This window comes from Pseudoalteromonas sp. 2CM39R (assembly GCF_023161845.1).
On sequence record NZ_JALNTM010000004.1, the window covers coordinates 43,652 to 61,912 of the forward strand.

Consider the following 18,261-nt stretch of genomic DNA (forward strand, 5'->3'; position numbering starts at 1 on the left):
AAAAAAAGGGCTTATAAATGCACGAAGGTGTGATGAAGGCATGGCTAGAATCTTCACATTTAAACGGCGGTAACGTTGCTTATGTTGAAGAGCTTTATGAAGCGTATTTAGACGATGCGACTTCGGTGCCAGAAGAATGGCGAGAAGTGTTCGAACAATTACCAAAAGTTGATGGTGTGGATGTTGAAGTAAAACATTCAGAAGTTCGTTCACAATTTGCGGCGCTTGCTAAAAACAAGCATAGAGAAGTAGTGGTAGCAGAGGGCAGTGGCGGCGACCTTAAACAGGTTAAAGTTCTGCAACTTATTAATGCTTTCCGTTTTCGTGGACACCAAAATGCAAACCTAGATCCACTAGGTATTTGGCAACGAGAACGTGTACGAGATTTAGAGCTAGAATACCACGACTTATCAAATGCTGACTTTGACCGCGAATTTAACGTAGGATCGTTTGCCGTAGGCCGCGATACTATGCCTTTAGGTGAGTTATACCAAGCACTAAAAACTACTTATTGTGGTTCTATTGGCGCAGAGTATATGCACATCACATCAACAGAAGAAAAACGTTGGTTACAACAGCGTTTAGAGTCTGTTCAGTCTAGGCCAAAATTCGATAAAAATGAAAAGCTACGTATCCTTAAAGGATTGACAGCGGCTGATGGTCTTGAAAAATATTTAGGGGCTAAGTTCCCGGGTGCTAAGCGTTTCTCACTTGAAGGTGGCGATGCGTTAGTGCCTATGCTTAAAGAGCTTATACACCGCGCGGGTGAAAGTGGCCAAAAAGAAGCCGTAATCGGCATGGCTCACCGCGGACGCTTGAACGTACTTGTGAATGTACTTGGTAAAAATCCATCAGAATTATTTGATGAATTTGCTGGTAAACACAAAGATACTTTAAGCTCTGGTGATGTTAAGTATCACATGGGTTACTCTTCAGATTTCGCGACCAAAGGTGGCAATGTGCATATGGCACTTGCGTTTAACCCATCGCACTTAGAAATCGTTAATCCTGTGGTTATGGGGTCTGTGCGCGCACGTCTTGATCGTCTAAACGACAAAACTGGCAGCAAAGCACTTCCTATTACTATTCACGGCGACTCTGCAATCGCAGGTCAGGGTGTAGTACAAGAAACGTTTAACTTATCACAAACTAATGCATTTAGTTGTGGTGGTAGCATTCGTATTGTTGTTAATAACCAAGTTGGTTTTACAACAAGCAAGCAAGACGATGTTCGCTCTACTGATTATTGTACTGATATTGCAAAAATGGTTCAATCACCAATCTTCCACGTAAACTCTGATGATCCTGAAGCGGTTGCGTTTGTTACGCAGTTAGCGCTTGATTTTAGAAACCAGTTTAAACGTGACGTTGTGATTGACCTAGTTTGTTACCGTCGCCATGGTCATAACGAAGCTGATGAGCCTAATGCTACACAGCCTGTTATGTATCAAAAGATTAAAAAACATCCAGTCCCTCGCTTAATTTATGCAGATCAGTTAATTTCGGAAGGTTCTTTCACAGAAAACGAAGTGAAAGCACTTGCTGATGATTATCGTAATGGCTTAGATGATGGCAACTGTGTAGTTGAAGAAATTCAACCAGAAACGTCACATTCTTCTGATTGGGCTAAATACGTTGGCCATGATTGGAATGTTGACTACGACGCGAGCGTTTCTGTAGAGAAACTTAAAGAGCTCGGTAACATTGTTGCAAGCTACCCTGAAGACCACAAAGCGCAATCTCGTGTTAAGAAAATATACGATGATCGTAAAGCTATGGCAGCCGGTGAAAAAGCACTTGATTGGGGTATGGCAGAGACTTTAGCGTATGCAACTATTGCAGCTGAAGGCACTGATATTCGCCTAACAGGTCAAGACTCTGGCCGTGGTACCTTCTTCCATCGTCATGCCGTTGTTCACGGTCAACAAGACGGTGCAACATACTTACCACTGCAAAACATTAGTGAAGATCAAGGTACGTTTGAAGTATTTGATTCGGTGCTATCTGAAGAAGCGGTATTAGCGTTTGAATATGGTTATGCAACAGCAGAGCCGACCTCACTTGTTTTATGGGAAGCGCAATTTGGTGATTTCGCCAATGGTGCACAAGTTGTTTTTGACCAATTCTTAAGTTCAGGTGAGCAAAAGTGGGGTCGTTTATGTGGCCTGACATGTTTGCTACCACATGGTTATGAAGGCCAAGGTCCTGAGCATAGCTCTGCACGTCTTGAGCGCTTTTTACAGCTGTGTGCTGATCATAATATGCAAGTATGTGTACCATCTACACCTGCACAAGTTTATGCAATGCTTCGTCGTCAATCGGTTAGACCTCTTCGTCGCCCATTGATTGTTATGACGCCAAAATCATTACTTCGTCACCCATTAGCTACATCATCGCTTGAAGAACTATCAGAGGGCGTATTCCACAATGTGATCGATGAAATTGATGATATTGATGCTAAGAAAGTAGAACGTGTTGTATTTTGTAGTGGTAAAGTTTACTACGAATTATTACAAGAGCGTCGTAAACTTGAGCAAGACAACATTGCTATTGTTCGTGTTGAACAGCTATACCCGTTCCCACATGACGAAATGAAGACGATTATTGAACGTTATCAGCATGTTACTGATTTTGTATGGTGTCAAGAAGAGCCGCAAAACCAAGGTGCTTGGTATTGTTCTCAACATCACTTTATTGATGCAATTCCACAAGATGCAAAATTAAAATATGCTGGTCGTAAAGCTTCAGCATCACCTGCATGTGGTTATATGTCAGTACATACTAAAGAACAACAAGCGCTCGTTGCCGACGCGCTTACTATAGAAAAGAAAGGATAAGCAATGAGCACAGAGATTAAAGTTCCTGTTCTTCCTGAGTCGGTTGCAGATGCTTCCGTTGCTACATGGCATGTAAGTGTTGGCGACAAAGTAAGCCGTGACCAAAACTTAGTAGATATTGAAACAGACAAAGTGGTTTTAGAAGTGGTTGCACAAAACGATGGTGTAATCACTGAAATTTCACAAGAAGAGGGTGCTACGGTACTTGGCGACCAAGTGATCGGTTTAATTGGCGATGCAGATGAAGCACCGGCAACTAAAGAGTCAAAAGAAGATGACTCAGCATCAGATAAATCAGAAGACGCGCCTGCGGCGCAATCAGCACCAGCATCAGAAGGTAAAGAAGTGGATATTAAAGTACCTGTACTTCCAGAATCAGTTGCAGATGCAACAATTGCTACTTGGCATGTTCAACCAGGTGACGCGGTAACACGCGACCAAAACTTGGTAGATATTGAAACAGATAAAGTTGTACTTGAAGTTGTTGCCCAAGAAGACGGCGTTATGGGTGAAATAATCCATGACGAAGGCGATACCGTTCTTGGTGAGCAAGTAATTGGTAAGGTAAAAGCAGGCGCTGCACCAGCTAAATCTGAAGCTAAAGCGGATGCACCAGCAGCCAAAGAAGAAAGCTCAAGCGATAGTTCAGATGTGTTAACGCCATCAGTGCGTCGTTTAATTGCTGAGAAAGGCCTTGATGCTTCAAAAATAAAAGGTTCAGGTAAAAATGGCCGTGTGACTAAAGAAGATGTAGATCAATTCTTAAAAGCACCTGCTCCAGCAGCAAAAGCAGAAGCAGCACCAGCAGCACCAATGGGTGACCGTACTCAAAAACGTGTGCCTATGACACGTTTACGTAAAACGATTGCTAATCGTCTTCTTGAAGCGAAAAATTCAACTGCAATGTTAACAACGTTTAACGAAGTTAATATGAAGCCAATTATGGATCTTCGTAAGCAGTACCAAGAAGTATTTGAAAAGCGTCACGGTATCCGTTTAGGCTTCATGTCTTTCTATGTTAAAGCGGTAACTGAAGCGTTAAAGCGTTTCCCAGATGTAAATGCATCAATTGATGGCGATGATATTGTTTATCACAACTATTTCGACATCAGTATTGCTGTTTCTACGCCACGTGGCTTGGTAACGCCAGTACTTAAAGATTGTGACAAATTATCAGTTGCAGAAATCGAAAAAGGTATTCGTGAGCTAGCTCTTAAAGGTCGTGATGGCAAGCTAACACTTGACGATATGACTGGCGGTAATTTCACTATTACTAACGGTGGTGTATTCGGCTCATTACTATCAACACCAATCATTAACTTACCGCAGTCTTCAATCTTAGGTATGCACAAAATCCAAGATCGTCCAATGGCTGTTAATGGTAAAGTTGAAATCTTACCTATGATGTATTTAGCGTTATCTTACGATCATCGCCAAATCGATGGTAAAGAATCAGTTGGTTTCTTAGTAACAATTAAAGAGTTACTTGAAGATCCAACACGTTTACTGCTAGATGTTTAATTAAGTAGTATGAAATATAAGCTGTGAGTTAAAATCACAGCTTTTTTTTTGCGCCTAAGGTCATACTGGGGTTTTCATGTAGCGCCATGAGATCTATACTAGGCACGCAATTTGGGATAGTTGTTTATTTGCATAAATATTCAGCTCTTTTAATATAAAAAATTGGATAAAGCATCATGAATTTGCATGAGTATCAGGCAAAACAACTTTTTGCCGAATATGGTTTACCAGTTTCTCAAGGTTTCGCTTGCGATACACCTGAAGAAGCTGCAGCAGCTGCTGAAAAAATTGGCGGCGATATGTGGGTTGTTAAAACTCAGGTTCACGCAGGTGGACGTGGTAAAGCTGGCGGTGTAAAGCTAGTTAAAACTATCGACGAAGTTAAAGCGTTTGCAGCTAACTGGTTAGGTAAAAACCTAGTTACTTACCAAACAGACGAGAAAGGCCAGCCAGTTGCTAAAATTTTAGTAGAAAGCTGTACAGATATCGCAAACGAACTGTACCTAGGTGCTGTTGTTGACCGTGCTTCTCGTAAAGTTGTGTTCATGGCGTCTACTGAAGGCGGCGTTGAAATTGAAACTGTTGCTGAAGAAACACCAGAACTTATCCACAAAGCTGAGATAGATCCTTTAGTAGGTCCTCAAGCTTACCAAGCTCGTGAGCTTGGTTTTAAATTGGGTCTTAACCCAACACAAATGAAACAGTTCGTTAAGATCTTTATGGGTCTTGGCAACATGTTTAACGATTTCGATTTCGCATTACTTGAAATCAACCCACTAGTAATCACAGATGAAGGTAACCTTCACTGTCTAGATGGTAAAATTGGTATCGATGGTAATGCACTTTACCGTCAACCTAAAATCCGTGAAATGCACGATCCATCTCAAGAAGATGCACGTGAAGCTCACGCAGCAAGCTTCGAGCTTAACTACGTAGCCCTAGATGGTAACGTAGGTTGTATGGTTAACGGTGCAGGCCTTGCAATGGGTACTATGGACATCGTAAACCTACACGGTGGCAAGCCAGCTAACTTCCTAGATGTTGGTGGCGGCGCGACTAAAGAACGTGTTTCTGAAGCATTCAAAATCATCCTTTCAGATGACAACGTTAAAGCTGTTTTAGTTAACATCTTCGGCGGAATCGTTCGTTGTGACATGATTGCTGAAGGCATCATTGGCGCAGTTAAAGAAGTAGGTGTAACAGTTCCAGTAGTTGTACGTTTAGAAGGTACTAATGCTGAATTAGGCCGTGAAGTACTTGCTAAGTCTGATCTTAACATCATCGCTGCTGAATCATTAACAGACGCGGCTGAAAAAGTTGTTGCTGCTGCGGAGGGCAAATAATGTCTGTATTAATCAATAAAGATACAAAAGTTATCTGTCAAGGTTTCACTGGTGGTCAAGGTACTTTCCACTCAGAGCAAGCGCTTGAGTACGGTACACAAATGGTTGGTGGTGTAAGCCCAGGTAAAGGCGGTCAAACGCACCTTGGTCTTCCAGTATTTAACACAGTACGTGACGCTGTAGAAGCAACAGGTGCAACTGCATCTGTGATTTACGTACCAGCACCTTTCTGTAAAGATGCAATCTTAGAAGCTATCGATGCAGGTATCGAGCTGATTGTTTGTATCACTGAAGGTATTCCTACACTTGATATGGTTGACGTTAAAGTTAAACTAGATCAAACAGGTACTCGTATGATTGGTCCAAACTGTCCAGGTGTTATCACTCCTGGTGAGACTAAGATTGGTATCATGCCTGGTCACATCCACAAGCCTGGTAAAGTAGGTATTGTTTCTCGTTCTGGTACTTTAACGTACGAAGCAGTTAAGCAAACTACAGATGCTGGTTTTGGTCAGTCTTCTTGTGTTGGTATTGGTGGTGATCCAATTCCTGGTACTAACTTTATCGACGTTCTAGAATTGTTCGAAAAAGATCCACAAACTGAAGCAATCGTAATGATTGGTGAAATTGGTGGTACTGCAGAAGAAGAAGCTGCAGAGTACATCAAAGCTAACGTAACTAAACCTGTTGTTTCTTACATTGCTGGTGTTACTGCACCAGAAGGTAAGCGTATGGGTCACGCTGGCGCAATCATCGCTGGTGGTAAAGGTACTGCTGATGAGAAATTTGCTGCATTAGAAGCTGCGGGCGTAAAAACTGTACGTTCACTTGCTGATATCGGTAAAGCACTTAAAGAGAAAACAGGCTGGTAATCAGCGTTTATTCTTTAAAAAAGGCTCGCAATTGCGAGCCTTTTTGTTATCTAAAGTTCAGGTACCTAATTAACCACAGTTTAGATTAATTAATATGGGTAACTTATATGCTGAAAAAAGCGCACAGATAAATCTTGGCGTTGCTTATTAATTGCTAACTCCTCACATAAGCCATGTATGGCTTTTTCAACTTGATTCATAAAACGACCATAGCCAATTTCATGTTTATTATGCTCAGCTGCCACAATGACAAAATGCAGTGTTTCGACTAATTTATCGGCTTCAAAAAATACTTTTATTTGCGGGGTTGAGTCTTCTATATCAAAACTTATTTTTTGTAGCTCTTCATTTCCTTCATTTCTATCGACTTGGCTGTTGCGTATTATTGGCATTGCGCCATTAGCAACCATTGCAGCGTGGGTGAGTTTATTGTCTTCACATAACTGGGTAAATAGTTTTGAAAAGTGGGTGTAGAACGGCTGATAAGTTTGGCTGTTAATCTCACTTTGAAACTGCGTTTTAATATTACGAGTTATCGGTATCGAAAAAGTGACATAGGTCATTTCTGCGTGTGTGCTTGGTATCTCGCATTGTCTTGATTGATAACGAGGATATAAACTTCTTAATTTATAACCGTAACTTTCTTTATTGCCTTTTTCTTTAGCGAATAAATCATAGGTCAAATGCTGATGATCACGTAATTTAAAGCTTGGTTGCTCTACAAATAATTGCTGTTGTAAAAGATCCAATACTTTTTGTACATTGTTATGAAATTGTGCGGAGTGAGCGCGAATATCATCCCCAGTGGCTAAAAACAATAAGCGAATCTTTTTGCTTTGCTGATCTTCGGTGTAATGAAGTTTATGTGCTTCATGGTAACGAGGATTATAGAAAAACAACATTTGCTTATCGGTTTCAAGTTGATAAGACTCATCATGAAATCGCACGACCGGCAGTTTATCATTGGCGAGTAAATGCACATTGTGAAGTTCATATTCATCACAAGCGGCAAATAGTTGGCGAGCAATACGCTGATAACACGCATTAATATTACTAAAGCTCTTATAAAACTCATCGTTTGGCGTGATTTCAGCTAATAAATAATGGTTTGCTCTAGCATTGCTTGGGATATAAACACGGTGTTGATTTAATGAAGCCATCTTTCGTTCCTGTAAGTTGGGTTTATTTTTATACTATAGAATGCTTTGATGACTTAAATATTGCGCTAAAACAAATTTTGTTCATAAACTATCCCTTATTAAACAAACTTTGTTAATTACCAGCATAAACCCGTATCTATTACTGTATGTTAGGCTTGGTTTTTGTAATAATGCATTAGTTTTGTTATCACGCAATATACAGAGGTTTATACTCCTATGGCGGAAATCGAGAATCGCCCAAGTAACTTTATTAGAACCCGAATTGATGAAGATTTAGCAAGTGGAAAACATGCCACAACGCATACCCGTTTTCCACCAGAACCAAATGGCTTTTTACATATTGGCCATGCAAAATCAATTTGCCTAAATTTTGGTATCGCCAAAGACTATAACGGTTTATGTAACCTTCGTTTTGACGATACAAACCCAGAAAAAGAAGATATTAACTACGTTAATTCAATTAAAGAAGACGTACAGTGGTTAGGGTTTAATTGGGATGGTGAGATTAAATATTCGTCAAACTATTTTGATGTGCTTTACGGCTATGCAGTTGAGTTAATTGAAAAAGGTTTAGCGTATGTGTGTTTTTTAACTGCCGATCAAGCGCGTGAATACCGTGGCACATTAAAAGAGCCTGGTAAGAATAGCCCTTATCGCGATACCTCGGTTGAAGAAAACCTCGCATTATTTGAAAAGATGCGCAATGGTGAATTCAAAGAGGGCGAATGTGTACTGCGCGCAAAAATTGATATGGCAAGCTCATTTATGGTGCTGCGCGATCCAATTATTTACCGCGTTCGCTTTGCTCATCATCACCAAACTGCTGATAAATGGTGCATTTACCCAATGTACGACTTCACGCATTGTATTTCTGATGCGCTAGAAGGTATAACACATTCATTATGTACCTTAGAATTCCAAGATAACCGTCGTCTTTACGACTGGGTTCTTGATAATATCAGCCTTGAATGCCATCCACAGCAAATTGAATTTTCACGGTTAAACCTTGAATACACAATTATGTCAAAGCGTAAGCTTAATGACTTAGTGGTAAATAACAAGGTAGAAGGGTGGGATGACCCGCGTATGCCAACGATTGCAGGTCTTCGTCGTCGAGGTTATACACCGGCTTCAATTCGTGAGTTTTGTTTACGTATTGGTATTACTAAACAAGAAAATATGGTCGAAATGGGTATGCTTGAAGCGTGTATCCGTGATGATTTAAACGAAAATGCACCGCGTGCTATGGCTGTACTTGATCCGGTTAAAATCGTTATTGAGAATTATGAAGCCGACACTGTTGAAACATTGTCTGTTGCTAATCACCCAAATAAAGAAGAAATGGGTCGTCGTGATGTGCCTTTTACCCGTGAAATTTTTATTGAACGTGAAGATTTCCGCGAAGAAGCAAACAATAAGTTCAAACGTTTAGTACTTGATAAAGAAGTACGCTTACGTGGCGCTTATGTAATAAAAGCAGATCGTGTTGAAAAAGATGATAACGGTGAAATTACCACTATTTACTGCACTTACGATCCTGAAACATTGGGTAAAAACCCAAGCGATGGGCGTAAGGTAAAAGGGGTGATTCATTGGGTGTCAGCACCTGAGTCAGTGACGGCGGAAGTACGTTTATATGACCGTTTATTCAGTGTTCCTAATCCTGCAGCAGCAGAAGATTTTGAAAGCACATTAAACCCAGAGTCGTTAGTTGTTATTAATAATGCAAAACTAGAACCTTCACTGGCAAATTCACAGCCTGCGCAAGGTTTCCAGTTTGAGCGTACTGGTTACTTCTCTCGTGATAGTAAATCTGAGAACGTGGTATTTAACCAAACTGTGGGTCTGCGCGACTCATGGGCTAAAATAGATCAGAAGTAATTCTGTTCTATTTTAGACACAAAAAAACCTGCTTTTAGCAGGTTTTTTTATGCAATTAATAAAAATTAACTGTTGTTTTGTGCAAACGCCTTACATGCGTCTTTATCTTCACACTCACCGTATAGGTAAAGAGAGTGGTTAGTTAGCTTAATACCGTTTTCTTCAGCAATCTCGAGTTGACGACGTTCAATTAAGTCATCTTCAAACTCAACAACCTTGCCACACTTTAAACACACTAAGTGGTCATGGTGAGTACTGCCAGAAAGTTCAAATACAGACTTGCCACCTTCAAAATGATGACGGCTAACAATACCCGCATCATCAAATTGATTTAAAACACGGTAAACAGTCGCAAGACCAATTTCTTCGCCTAGATCTAATAAAACCTTGTAAACATCTTCAGCGCTTATGTGTTGGTTATCTGGAGATTGAAGAATCTCTAAAATTTTAATACGCGGTAAAGTTACCTTTAGCCCGGCTTTTTTAAGTTCCAAGTTATGATCAGTCATTAAATCTGTCTCAATTTTATTTAGTTATACTAGACATCTTGCAAGATGTACTCGTCACAATAACAGTTAGGATAACGTGCCTTTGCAGGAAGTGCAAAGAACAATTGATCTATATCAATATTAACGCGGAAAATGCTAACTGTTTGATAATATTTTAAACAGTTAGCATAAAAAGGGAGGGTTAATCTGCTAACTCACTTAAGCACATTTCATCATATACCTGAGCACACCATTGTTTAACGCGTTGCTCAGTCAATTCAGGCTGGCGGTCTTCATCAATCCCTAAGCCTACAAAGTGCTTGTCATCCGCCATACCTTTTGATGCTTCAAAATCATAGCTGTCTGTTGGCCAATGACCAACAACAATAGCACCACGCTCTGTTACGATATCGTTGATCATACCCATAGCGTCTAAGAAGTATTCTGCATAGTCTTCTTGGTCGCCACAGCCAAAAATAGCCACTAGCTTACCTTCAAAGCTTACTTCTTCAAGCTCAGGAAAAAAGTCATCCCAATCACACTGCGCTTCGCCATAGTACCAAGTTGGAATGCCGAATAAGATCAGATCAAATTCAGCTATCTCTTCTTTAGAGCTTTTTGCAATGTCATGCACAGCAACGAGCTTTTTACCCAATTCTTTTTGGATCATTTTTGCTACGTGTTCTGTGTTACCTGTATCACTTCCGAAAAAAATGCCTACACTTGCCATGGATTTAAACCTTTTATCTATCAATAGCCAATCTTTCTTGTAAAATTGTTTCGATCAACGCACTACGGCTAATATTTTGTGCATCTGCCATATCACTCAAAGCCTGATACAGCTGTGACGAAACTTTAAATTCAACACGCTTTAAGCCACGTGCTTTATCTCTTTTTATTTGATTACGTTTATTGACCTTTAACTGCATATCCCGTGGAAGGGGATTGGTTTTCGGCCTACCTGGACGTTTCTCGTATTCAAATAAATCAAGCGTTGTTCTATCTGTTTCTGACTTGGCCATGCTTAACCTACACCCGCACCTTGCCAAAATACCTGAATAAGTCCTTTGGCAATAAAGCCAGAACAACCTAAAAAAAGTACCAGCCACACAATATAACGACCAAATTTAGGCACATTGCCGCTTTTCAGTACGTCTTTAATTGCCAAGCCGATAAAAATAAAAATACCTGCTAAGCCAAAATACAACCCTAAGGTATCAAATTCGTTAATAAACTGACTGACCATCGACGTATAACCTTTAAATTAAACGGCGCGTACTATAGCACATAAATCTTTAATTATTTAGTGTGATAAATCAAAAACACGCCACAAAAATAACATTAAACTGCAGTTAAAAAATCATTGATTGCTTTGTTTACAGCCTGTGGTTTTTGGGCATGCAACCAATGACCCGCACCATGGATGATTTTTGCACTTACATTTTTAAACAGCGAATTAATTGCTTCACGGTGCTCAGCTAATATGTAGTCAGAGTCATTACCTTTAATAAACAGAGTTTCGCATAAACAAGAATTATTTGCATTAATGTTGTCGGTAATTGTTGAATATTTATTATCAAGCACTGATAAATTGAATCGCCATACAAATTTCCCTGCATCATTTTTATATAAACTCTTCAATAAAAACTGACGTACTCCTAACTCTTCTATATACGGTTGCATTACTAAATCAGCTTGCTTTCTATCACTAATATCGGCATTTTTTACTGCATTTAATGCCTCAATGATTTGGGTATGACGAGCCGGGTAGCTAACTGGGGCGATATCAAGTACCACTAATTTATTGACCAATTCGCTATGGGTTAATGCAACTTGCATTGCCACTTTACCGCCCATGGAATGCCCTACAAGGTGGGCTTTTTGTATTTTCAATTTCGCCATTAATTCCACAATGTCATTGGCCATGGCTAGGTAATCCATTTCATCACTGTGTGGGGAAAGGCCATGGTTACGTAAATCGACATTGGTTACGCAAAAGTGTTCACTTAATGGTTTTGCAATCACATTAAGGTTTTCTAAAGAGCCAAACAGTCCATGGATCAAAACAACATCAGGACCTTGACCAATTTGTTTGTAATTTAATTGCATAAACGTCTCCCATAATTTTGCGCATAGTTTGCCGAGCATTAACTAAAAAAGCAAAAAATACAGATATTATTTAAACGCTGGTTGCAAAATACCTAGCTCTCTGATTATTTGGTCATTATTAATTATATGTTTAGGGTAGCGTGGGTTGTAACTCGCATTTCTAACTGGATTGGGTATAATCATATCGAAAGAAAAATGTGACCCGTAATGACAGGAAGAACATGAAACAAATCGACATAGACGACGAGTTATATCAGTACATTGCTAGCAATACCCAGAGTATTGGTGAAAGTGCATCGACTATTTTACGTCGTTTATTAAATCTCAGCGGCGAAAAAATTCACACTACAAAATCAGACACTGATCATAAAAATGAAACTGTTAGTGTGTCTAATCCATCTGAAGAACAACAAGTTGCTGCCGTTGAACAGCCAGCCTCTGTGGCGAAACCGCCGGTAAATAAAAAGAATGCGAACGTATTTAATATTTTAAATAAAGAAGAGCTGGCAATGCAAAAAGGTGTTGTTGGTCGTTTCTTATTTATATTAAGTGCATTTTACCGAACGCACAAAACTGACTTTTCAGCAGTGCTTGATATCAAAGGCCGCGATCGTGTTTATTTTGCGACCAGTAAAGAAGACTTAGTGAATAGCGGTAGTAGTATGAACCCTAAAAACATCACCGATAGTGAATATTGGGTGATGACTAATTCAAATACTACACGTAAAAAAATGATGCTGCATGAAGTTGCACTTAGCTTGGGCTATAGCAATGAGCAAGCTGAAAAAATTCGTGATTATCTTTAAGGAAATACCATGGCAATTCATTCCGGCGCAGGGAAAACTGCACCACAATCGGTTTTAGTGAATGTACCAAAGTTAGTGTCTGCGTATTATTTAAATGAGCCTGATCTAGAGCAAAACCCTCAGCATTGTGTTGCCTTTGGCACCTCAGGGCACCGTGGTTGTGCGTATGATGTGAAATTTAATGAATCCCACATATTATCAATCACCCAAGCTATTTGTGATTACAGAAAACAAAACGATATATTCGGCCCATTATTTTTGGGTAAAGACACCCACGCATTAAGCGAAGCGGCCTTTAACTCAGCGATAGAAGTGCTGGTTGCTAACGAAGTGCAAGTGATCACCCAAGAAAATGGCGACTTCACACCAACGCCGGTAATTAGCCACGCTATTGTTAGTTATAATAAAAATCACCCAAATGAATTAGCCGATGGTATTGTTGTTACTCCGTCTCATAATCCTCCTGAAGATGGCGGGTTCAAATATAACCCACCTAATGGCGGCCCTGCAGATACAGATGTAACAAAATGGATTGAAGATAGAGCCAATCAGCTTTTAATGGAAGACTTAGTTGAAGTAGAACTGTTTCCATTTGCTAAAGCGTCGCGTTCTGGTTTTATCCGCTATGAAGATTTAATGACACCGTACATTAATGAACTTGAAAACATTGTTAACTTAAAAGCGATTAGTGATGCTGGTATTAAAGTAGGTATTGATCCATTAGGTGGTTCAGGCATCAACTTTTGGCCAGTGATTGCGAAAAAATACAATCTAGATTTAACCGTTGTAAATGACAGTGTTGATCCGCGTTTTGCATTTATGCCACTTGATAAAGATGGCAAAATTCGTATGGATTGCTCATCACCTTATTCAATGGCGAATTTAATTGCCCTTAAAGATGATTTTGATCTATCGATAGGCAATGACCCTGATTATGACCGTCATGGCATAGTAACACCTGATGGATTAATGAATCCAAATCACTTTTTAGCAGTAGCCATTGATTACTTACTAACGCATCGTGACTGGGATGCCAGCGTTGAAATTGGTAAAACCCTCGTTTCTAGCTCAATGATTGATAAAGTCACTGAGCGTAATAAGCGTAAAGTAAAAGAAGTACCTGTTGGTTTTAAATGGTTTGTTGAGGGGTTAAATAAAGGCAAGTTGGCTTTTGGTGGTGAAGAAAGCGCTGGGGCAGCCTTCTTACGTTTTGATGGCACCGTATGGTGTACAGACAAAGATGGCTTTATCATGGGGCTACTTGCTGCTGAAATTCTTGCAGTTACAGGTAAAACACCGTCTACGTTATATAAAGAACTAGAGCAAGAATTTGGTGCACCAATTTATAAACGTTTAGATGCGCCAGCGACGCCTGAGCAAAAATCACGTTTAAAAGCGCTCAGTGCTGACGATGTTAAAGCCGATACCTTAGCCGGTGAGCCAATTATGCAAAAGCTTACTCATGCGCCAGGTAATAATGCAGCAATTGGTGGATTAAAAGTAGTAACTGAAAGTGGCTGGTTTGCTGCTCGTCCGTCAGGTACTGAAGATATATATAAAATATATCTAGAATCATTTAAAGGCGAAGAGCATTTAGCCTTATTAGAAAAAGAAGCTAAAAAACTGGTTGATTCAGTAATTAGCTAATCTGCAATTAAAATTAAAAACGGCTGATTTATTCAGCCGTTTTTGTATCTACAATTTATAAAACAAAAAGGGCTTTATAGTGATGTCAGCCACTTCAGAATATATTAATCAATTAAAACATGATGGTGATTTTTTAACGCTTTCTCGAAACCATGAATGGCATTTGGATGCAGGCCAATTTACTCTTAATAATAATACGCAAGTAACCGTGCATGATACCGGTGTAATTGAATTTGAGCCTGATTGTATAACGTCAAAGAATGTGGTGCTTTCAAGTGCAATTCATGGCAATGAGACAGCCCCTATAGAAATTTGCGATGAACTGATTAAACACATTATTAGTGGAAAACTTGAATTACAACAACGGGTTTTATTTATTTTTGGTAACCCTCAGTCAATTAATATTGGTAAACGCTTTGTAGAAGAGAACTTAAATCGCTTATTTAATGGGCACCACACTGTTGATGGCATCGCGATGAACGACGAACGTATTCGTGCTGCAAAACTTGAACAGTACGTTAGCGATTTTTATGCACGCTCAGAGCAGGACACGTATCGCTGTCATTATGATTTACATACCGCTATTCGTGGTTCTAAAAATGAGAAGTTTGCTGTTTACCCATTTTTACATGGCAAGCCTTGGAAAAAGTCGCAACTGCAGTTTTTATTGAGTTGCGGAGTTAATACGGTATTAATGATGAAATCACCCGCTACCACGTTTAGCTACTATTCATCGTTTGTGCATGGGGCTGATTCGTTTACCGTTGAGCTTGGGCAAGTAAAACCCTTTGGTGAAAACGACATGTCGCGCTTTGCAAAAACTAAGCAAACATTAACTGCATTAATTAGTCAAAAAGAAGTGGAATACCCTAAATTTAATGCAAGTGACTTTGAGTTGTTTTCTGTTCATCGCACAATTAACCGCACAGAGCAAAACTTTAGCTTCCCGTTTTCTGATGATGCCGAGAACTTTACAGGCTTTGCAAAGGGTGAGCTTTTAGCAACTGATGGTGATAATGCAATTTATGCGGACGTAGAAGGGGAAGCGATTATTTTTCCTAACGCACAAGTTGCTATTGGACAACGTGCACTATTAACGGTTGTGCCTATGCAGGTGGATAGTCGTTTTAGCTAATTCAACACATCAGACCACTTGTTATGAAAGTTTAACCAACTGATTAATAAGTGGTTAATTATATGTATAGTTAACTTGCCAGTTTTTTGCTCAATATTTACTTTTGTTTGGTCACAGTTTTGTTGAATAACACTTTACGTTAACGTAAAGTGTTGGCAGCTTTAATTAAATACAGTGCAGATGTTGCAAAGTTTATTCAGCAACAATCACCCATAATAATAATTTAAAGGGGCACTGTGATACCGACAACAAGAGAAGGTAGGTTATGAGTAATCCCAATAACGTATCGCTGAATATTAACCATGAGCTTGAGTTTATCGACGGTCACGCGCTTAATATTCCAACCCTTAGTATTTTAACTGAGGACGGCGACATTCATCCTAGTGCTCCTGCACCTGACATTTCTAAACAAACCGCTATTAAATTATACGAAACCATGCGTTTTATTCGTTTATTGGATGAACGTATGCAGGGTGCTCAACGCCAAGGCCGTGTTAGCTTTTACATGCAGTGTTTAGGTGAAGAAGCGGCGGTAACAGCCTCTGCGGCAGCCCTTGATCAAGATGATATGATTATGGCGCAATACCGTGAGCAAGCGGCGTTGCACTACCGTGGTTTTACGCTTGACCAATTTATGAATCAGATGTTTTCTAACGAACTAGATCTTGGTAAAGGCCGTCAAATGCCGATCCATTACGGTTCTAAAGCACTTAACTACATGACAATTTCATCGCCATTAGGAACTCAAATCCCACAGGCCACCGGTTATGCATACGGTCAAAAAGTAAAACATATCGATGCTAAAACAGGTGAACTAGCAAGCACTATTGATAACGTCACCATTTGTTATTTTGGTGAAGGTGCCGCTTCAGAAGGTGATTTTCACGCAGGTCTTAACATGGCTGCAGTGCACAAGGCACCGGTTATCTTTTTTGCACGTAACAATGGTTATGCTATTTCTACCCCAGCTGATGAACAATTTAAAGGTGATGGTATTGCATCGCGTGGCGTAGGGTATGGTATTAAAACCATACGTGTTGATGGCAGCGATGCACTCGCTGTTTATGCAGCAACTAAAAAAGCCCGAGAAATTGCAGCAACCCAAGGTGAACCTGTACTTATTGAATCGATAGCTTATCGTTTAGGCGCGCACTCAACGTCAGATGATCCTAGTGGCTACCGTTCAAAAGATGAAGAAGCAAACTATAAAGCGTGCCCAATAGAGCGCTTTAGAAAATGGCTAGTAAAACAAAACTGGTTAGATGACGCAGAAGATATAAAAGCGAAAGAAACAATTCGTGATGATATTTTGGCGGCACTTAAACGCGCTGAAGTAATTGATAAACCAGCCTTAGAAGAGCTGATTTCTGATGTGTACGATACACCAATTCCATCTTTACAACGCCAATATGATGAGCTTAAAACACATATAAAAGCTCATCCTGATGCCTACCCAACAACAGCAGGGAGAATTAAGTAATGGCTAAAATGAACATGCTACATGCAATTAATTCTGCTTTAGATATCACTATGAATGAGCACCCTCAAGCGTGTATTTTTGGTGAAGACGTGGGTTATTTTGGCGGTGTTTTTAGAGCAACATCAGGCTTACAAGAAAAATACGGTAAGCACCGAGTATTCAACACGCCGCTTACAGAGCAAGGCATTTTAGGTTTTGCTAACGGATTGGCCGCATTTGGTGCACCAGCGCTTGCTGAGATTCAATTTGCTGATTACATCTTTCCTGCGTTTGATCAAATTGTGAATGAATCTGCTAAGTTTCGCTACCGTAGCGGTAATGAATTTAACGTAGGTAATCTAACAATACGAACACCTTACGGCGGCGGTATTGCTGGTGGTTTGTATCACTCGCAATCGCCAGAAGCATATTTTGCTCATACGCCAGGGTTAAAAATTGTCGTGCCGCGTAATCCTTATCAAGCTAAAGGCTTACTTCGCGCATGTATTAAAGACGATAATCCAGTGCTATTTTTTGAGCCAAAACGTTTATATCGTGCATCTACGGGTGAAGTTCCAGAAGAAGATTACAGCATTGAACTAGGTAAAGCTGAGGTAGTTCAAGAGGGCACTGACGTTACTTTATTGGCGTGGGGCGCACAAATGGAAATCGTAGAAGCAGCCGCTAAACAAGCCAGCGAGCAAGGTATTAGCTGTGAGGTGATTGACCTTCGTAGTATTCTACCGTGGGATGTTGAAACGATTGCTAAGTCAGTGACAAAAACAGGCCGTCTTATTGTTAGTCATGAAGCACCTATTACTAATGGTTTTGGCGCCGAAATTGCGGCAACCATCGCTCAAGAGTGTTTCTTGCATTTAGAGTCACCTATTTTACGTGTCTGTGGTTTAGATACACCATACCCGCTGGCGCTTGAAAAAGAATATGTTCCAGATGCATTGAAAGTAATGGCCGCAATTAAACAATCAGTGAACTTTTAGGGGTT

At 40.0% G+C, this 18,261-nt stretch carries 16 protein-coding genes; 10 read left to right on the forward strand and 6 right to left on the reverse strand.

Features of this window, described 5'->3' with window-relative positions; genetic code table 11:
* Window positions 1-17: 17 nt before the first annotated feature.
* From sucA to sucD, 4 genes are all read left to right on the forward strand, one after another.
* Window positions 18-2,837: a 2-oxoglutarate dehydrogenase E1 component gene (sucA, locus tag MTF66_RS10560; protein ID WP_075169173.1), complete on the forward strand. Its 2,820-nt coding sequence runs from the start codon at window positions 18-20 to the stop codon at window positions 2,835-2,837.
* Window positions 2,838-2,840: 3 nt separating this feature from the next.
* Complete coding sequence (gene odhB, locus MTF66_RS10565; RefSeq protein WP_008112094.1) at window positions 2,841-4,358, forward strand: 2-oxoglutarate dehydrogenase complex dihydrolipoyllysine-residue succinyltransferase; 1,518 nt, start codon at window positions 2,841-2,843, stop codon at window positions 4,356-4,358.
* Window positions 4,359-4,534: 176 nt separating this feature from the next.
* Complete coding sequence (sucC, locus tag MTF66_RS10570; protein WP_008464053.1) at window positions 4,535-5,701, forward strand: ADP-forming succinate--CoA ligase subunit beta; 1,167 nt, start codon at window positions 4,535-4,537, stop codon at window positions 5,699-5,701.
* Window positions 5,701-6,573, forward strand: a complete 873-nt coding sequence (sucD, locus tag MTF66_RS10575) for a succinate--CoA ligase subunit alpha (RefSeq protein WP_010390118.1) — start codon at window positions 5,701-5,703, stop codon at window positions 6,571-6,573. Before sucC ends, sucD begins: the two co-directional genes overlap by 1 nt.
* A gap of 89 nt (window positions 6,574-6,662) precedes the next feature.
* Here the strand turns inward: sucD and MTF66_RS10580 are convergent, their stop codons facing one another.
* Window positions 6,663-7,733 carry a DUF3083 family protein gene (locus MTF66_RS10580; RefSeq protein WP_054200998.1) on the reverse strand — a complete coding sequence of 357 codons (1,071 nt, stop codon included), beginning with the start codon at window positions 7,731-7,733 and terminating at the stop codon, window positions 6,663-6,665.
* A gap of 216 nt (window positions 7,734-7,949) precedes the next feature.
* Between MTF66_RS10580 and glnS the strand changes: the two genes are divergently transcribed.
* The gene (gene glnS / locus MTF66_RS10585) at window positions 7,950-9,614 is read left to right on the forward strand and encodes a glutamine--tRNA ligase (RefSeq protein WP_138569698.1); all 1,665 of its coding nucleotides are present in this window, start codon (window positions 7,950-7,952) and stop codon (window positions 9,612-9,614) included.
* 65 nt (window positions 9,615-9,679) lie between these two features.
* Here the strand turns inward: glnS and fur are convergent, their stop codons facing one another.
* The 5 genes from fur to MTF66_RS10610 form a co-directional block, all read right to left on the reverse strand.
* Window positions 9,680-10,123 (reverse strand): ferric iron uptake transcriptional regulator, encoded by a 444-nt coding sequence (fur, locus tag MTF66_RS10590; protein WP_010390113.1) that lies wholly within the window; start codon window positions 10,121-10,123, stop codon window positions 9,680-9,682.
* Between the two features lie 181 nt (window positions 10,124-10,304).
* The gene (fldA, locus tag MTF66_RS10595; RefSeq protein ID WP_008113772.1) at window positions 10,305-10,832 is read right to left on the reverse strand and encodes a flavodoxin FldA; all 528 of its coding nucleotides are present in this window, start codon (window positions 10,830-10,832) and stop codon (window positions 10,305-10,307) included.
* Between the two features lie 13 nt (window positions 10,833-10,845).
* The gene (gene ybfE, locus MTF66_RS10600) at window positions 10,846-11,124 is read right to left on the reverse strand and encodes a LexA regulated protein (RefSeq protein WP_008113775.1); all 279 of its coding nucleotides are present in this window, start codon (window positions 11,122-11,124) and stop codon (window positions 10,846-10,848) included.
* Between the two features lie 2 nt (window positions 11,125-11,126).
* The gene (locus MTF66_RS10605) at window positions 11,127-11,348 is read right to left on the reverse strand and encodes a DUF2788 domain-containing protein (protein ID WP_008113777.1); all 222 of its coding nucleotides are present in this window, start codon (window positions 11,346-11,348) and stop codon (window positions 11,127-11,129) included.
* A gap of 95 nt (window positions 11,349-11,443) precedes the next feature.
* The gene (locus MTF66_RS10610; RefSeq protein WP_010390111.1) at window positions 11,444-12,211 is read right to left on the reverse strand and encodes an alpha/beta fold hydrolase; all 768 of its coding nucleotides are present in this window, start codon (window positions 12,209-12,211) and stop codon (window positions 11,444-11,446) included.
* Window positions 12,212-12,432: 221 nt separating this feature from the next.
* Here MTF66_RS10610 and seqA point away from each other — a divergent pair, with 221 nt between their 5' ends.
* The 5 genes from seqA (at window position 12,433) to MTF66_RS10635 (ending at window position 18,256) form a co-directional block, all read left to right on the forward strand.
* Window positions 12,433-13,017, forward strand: coding sequence for a replication initiation negative regulator SeqA (gene seqA, locus MTF66_RS10615; protein WP_010390110.1), 585 nt, complete (start codon window positions 12,433-12,435; stop codon window positions 13,015-13,017).
* Between the two features lie 9 nt (window positions 13,018-13,026).
* Window positions 13,027-14,664: a phosphoglucomutase (alpha-D-glucose-1,6-bisphosphate-dependent) gene (pgm, locus tag MTF66_RS10620; protein ID WP_248527208.1), complete on the forward strand. Its 1,638-nt coding sequence runs from the start codon at window positions 13,027-13,029 to the stop codon at window positions 14,662-14,664.
* Between the two features lie 82 nt (window positions 14,665-14,746).
* On the forward strand, window positions 14,747-15,799 hold the full coding sequence (gene astE, locus MTF66_RS10625) for a succinylglutamate desuccinylase (RefSeq protein WP_075169178.1): 1,053 nt from the start codon (window positions 14,747-14,749) through the stop codon (window positions 15,797-15,799).
* 265 nt (window positions 15,800-16,064) lie between these two features.
* On the forward strand, window positions 16,065-17,279 hold the full coding sequence (locus MTF66_RS10630) for a thiamine pyrophosphate-dependent dehydrogenase E1 component subunit alpha (protein ID WP_008466734.1): 1,215 nt from the start codon (window positions 16,065-16,067) through the stop codon (window positions 17,277-17,279).
* Entirely contained in the window at window positions 17,279-18,256 is a 978-nt protein-coding gene (locus MTF66_RS10635; RefSeq protein WP_010390106.1) for an alpha-ketoacid dehydrogenase subunit beta, read from the forward strand. The genes MTF66_RS10630 and MTF66_RS10635 overlap by 1 nt, the downstream gene beginning before the upstream one ends.
* The last annotated feature ends 5 nt before the right edge of the window (window positions 18,257-18,261 follow it).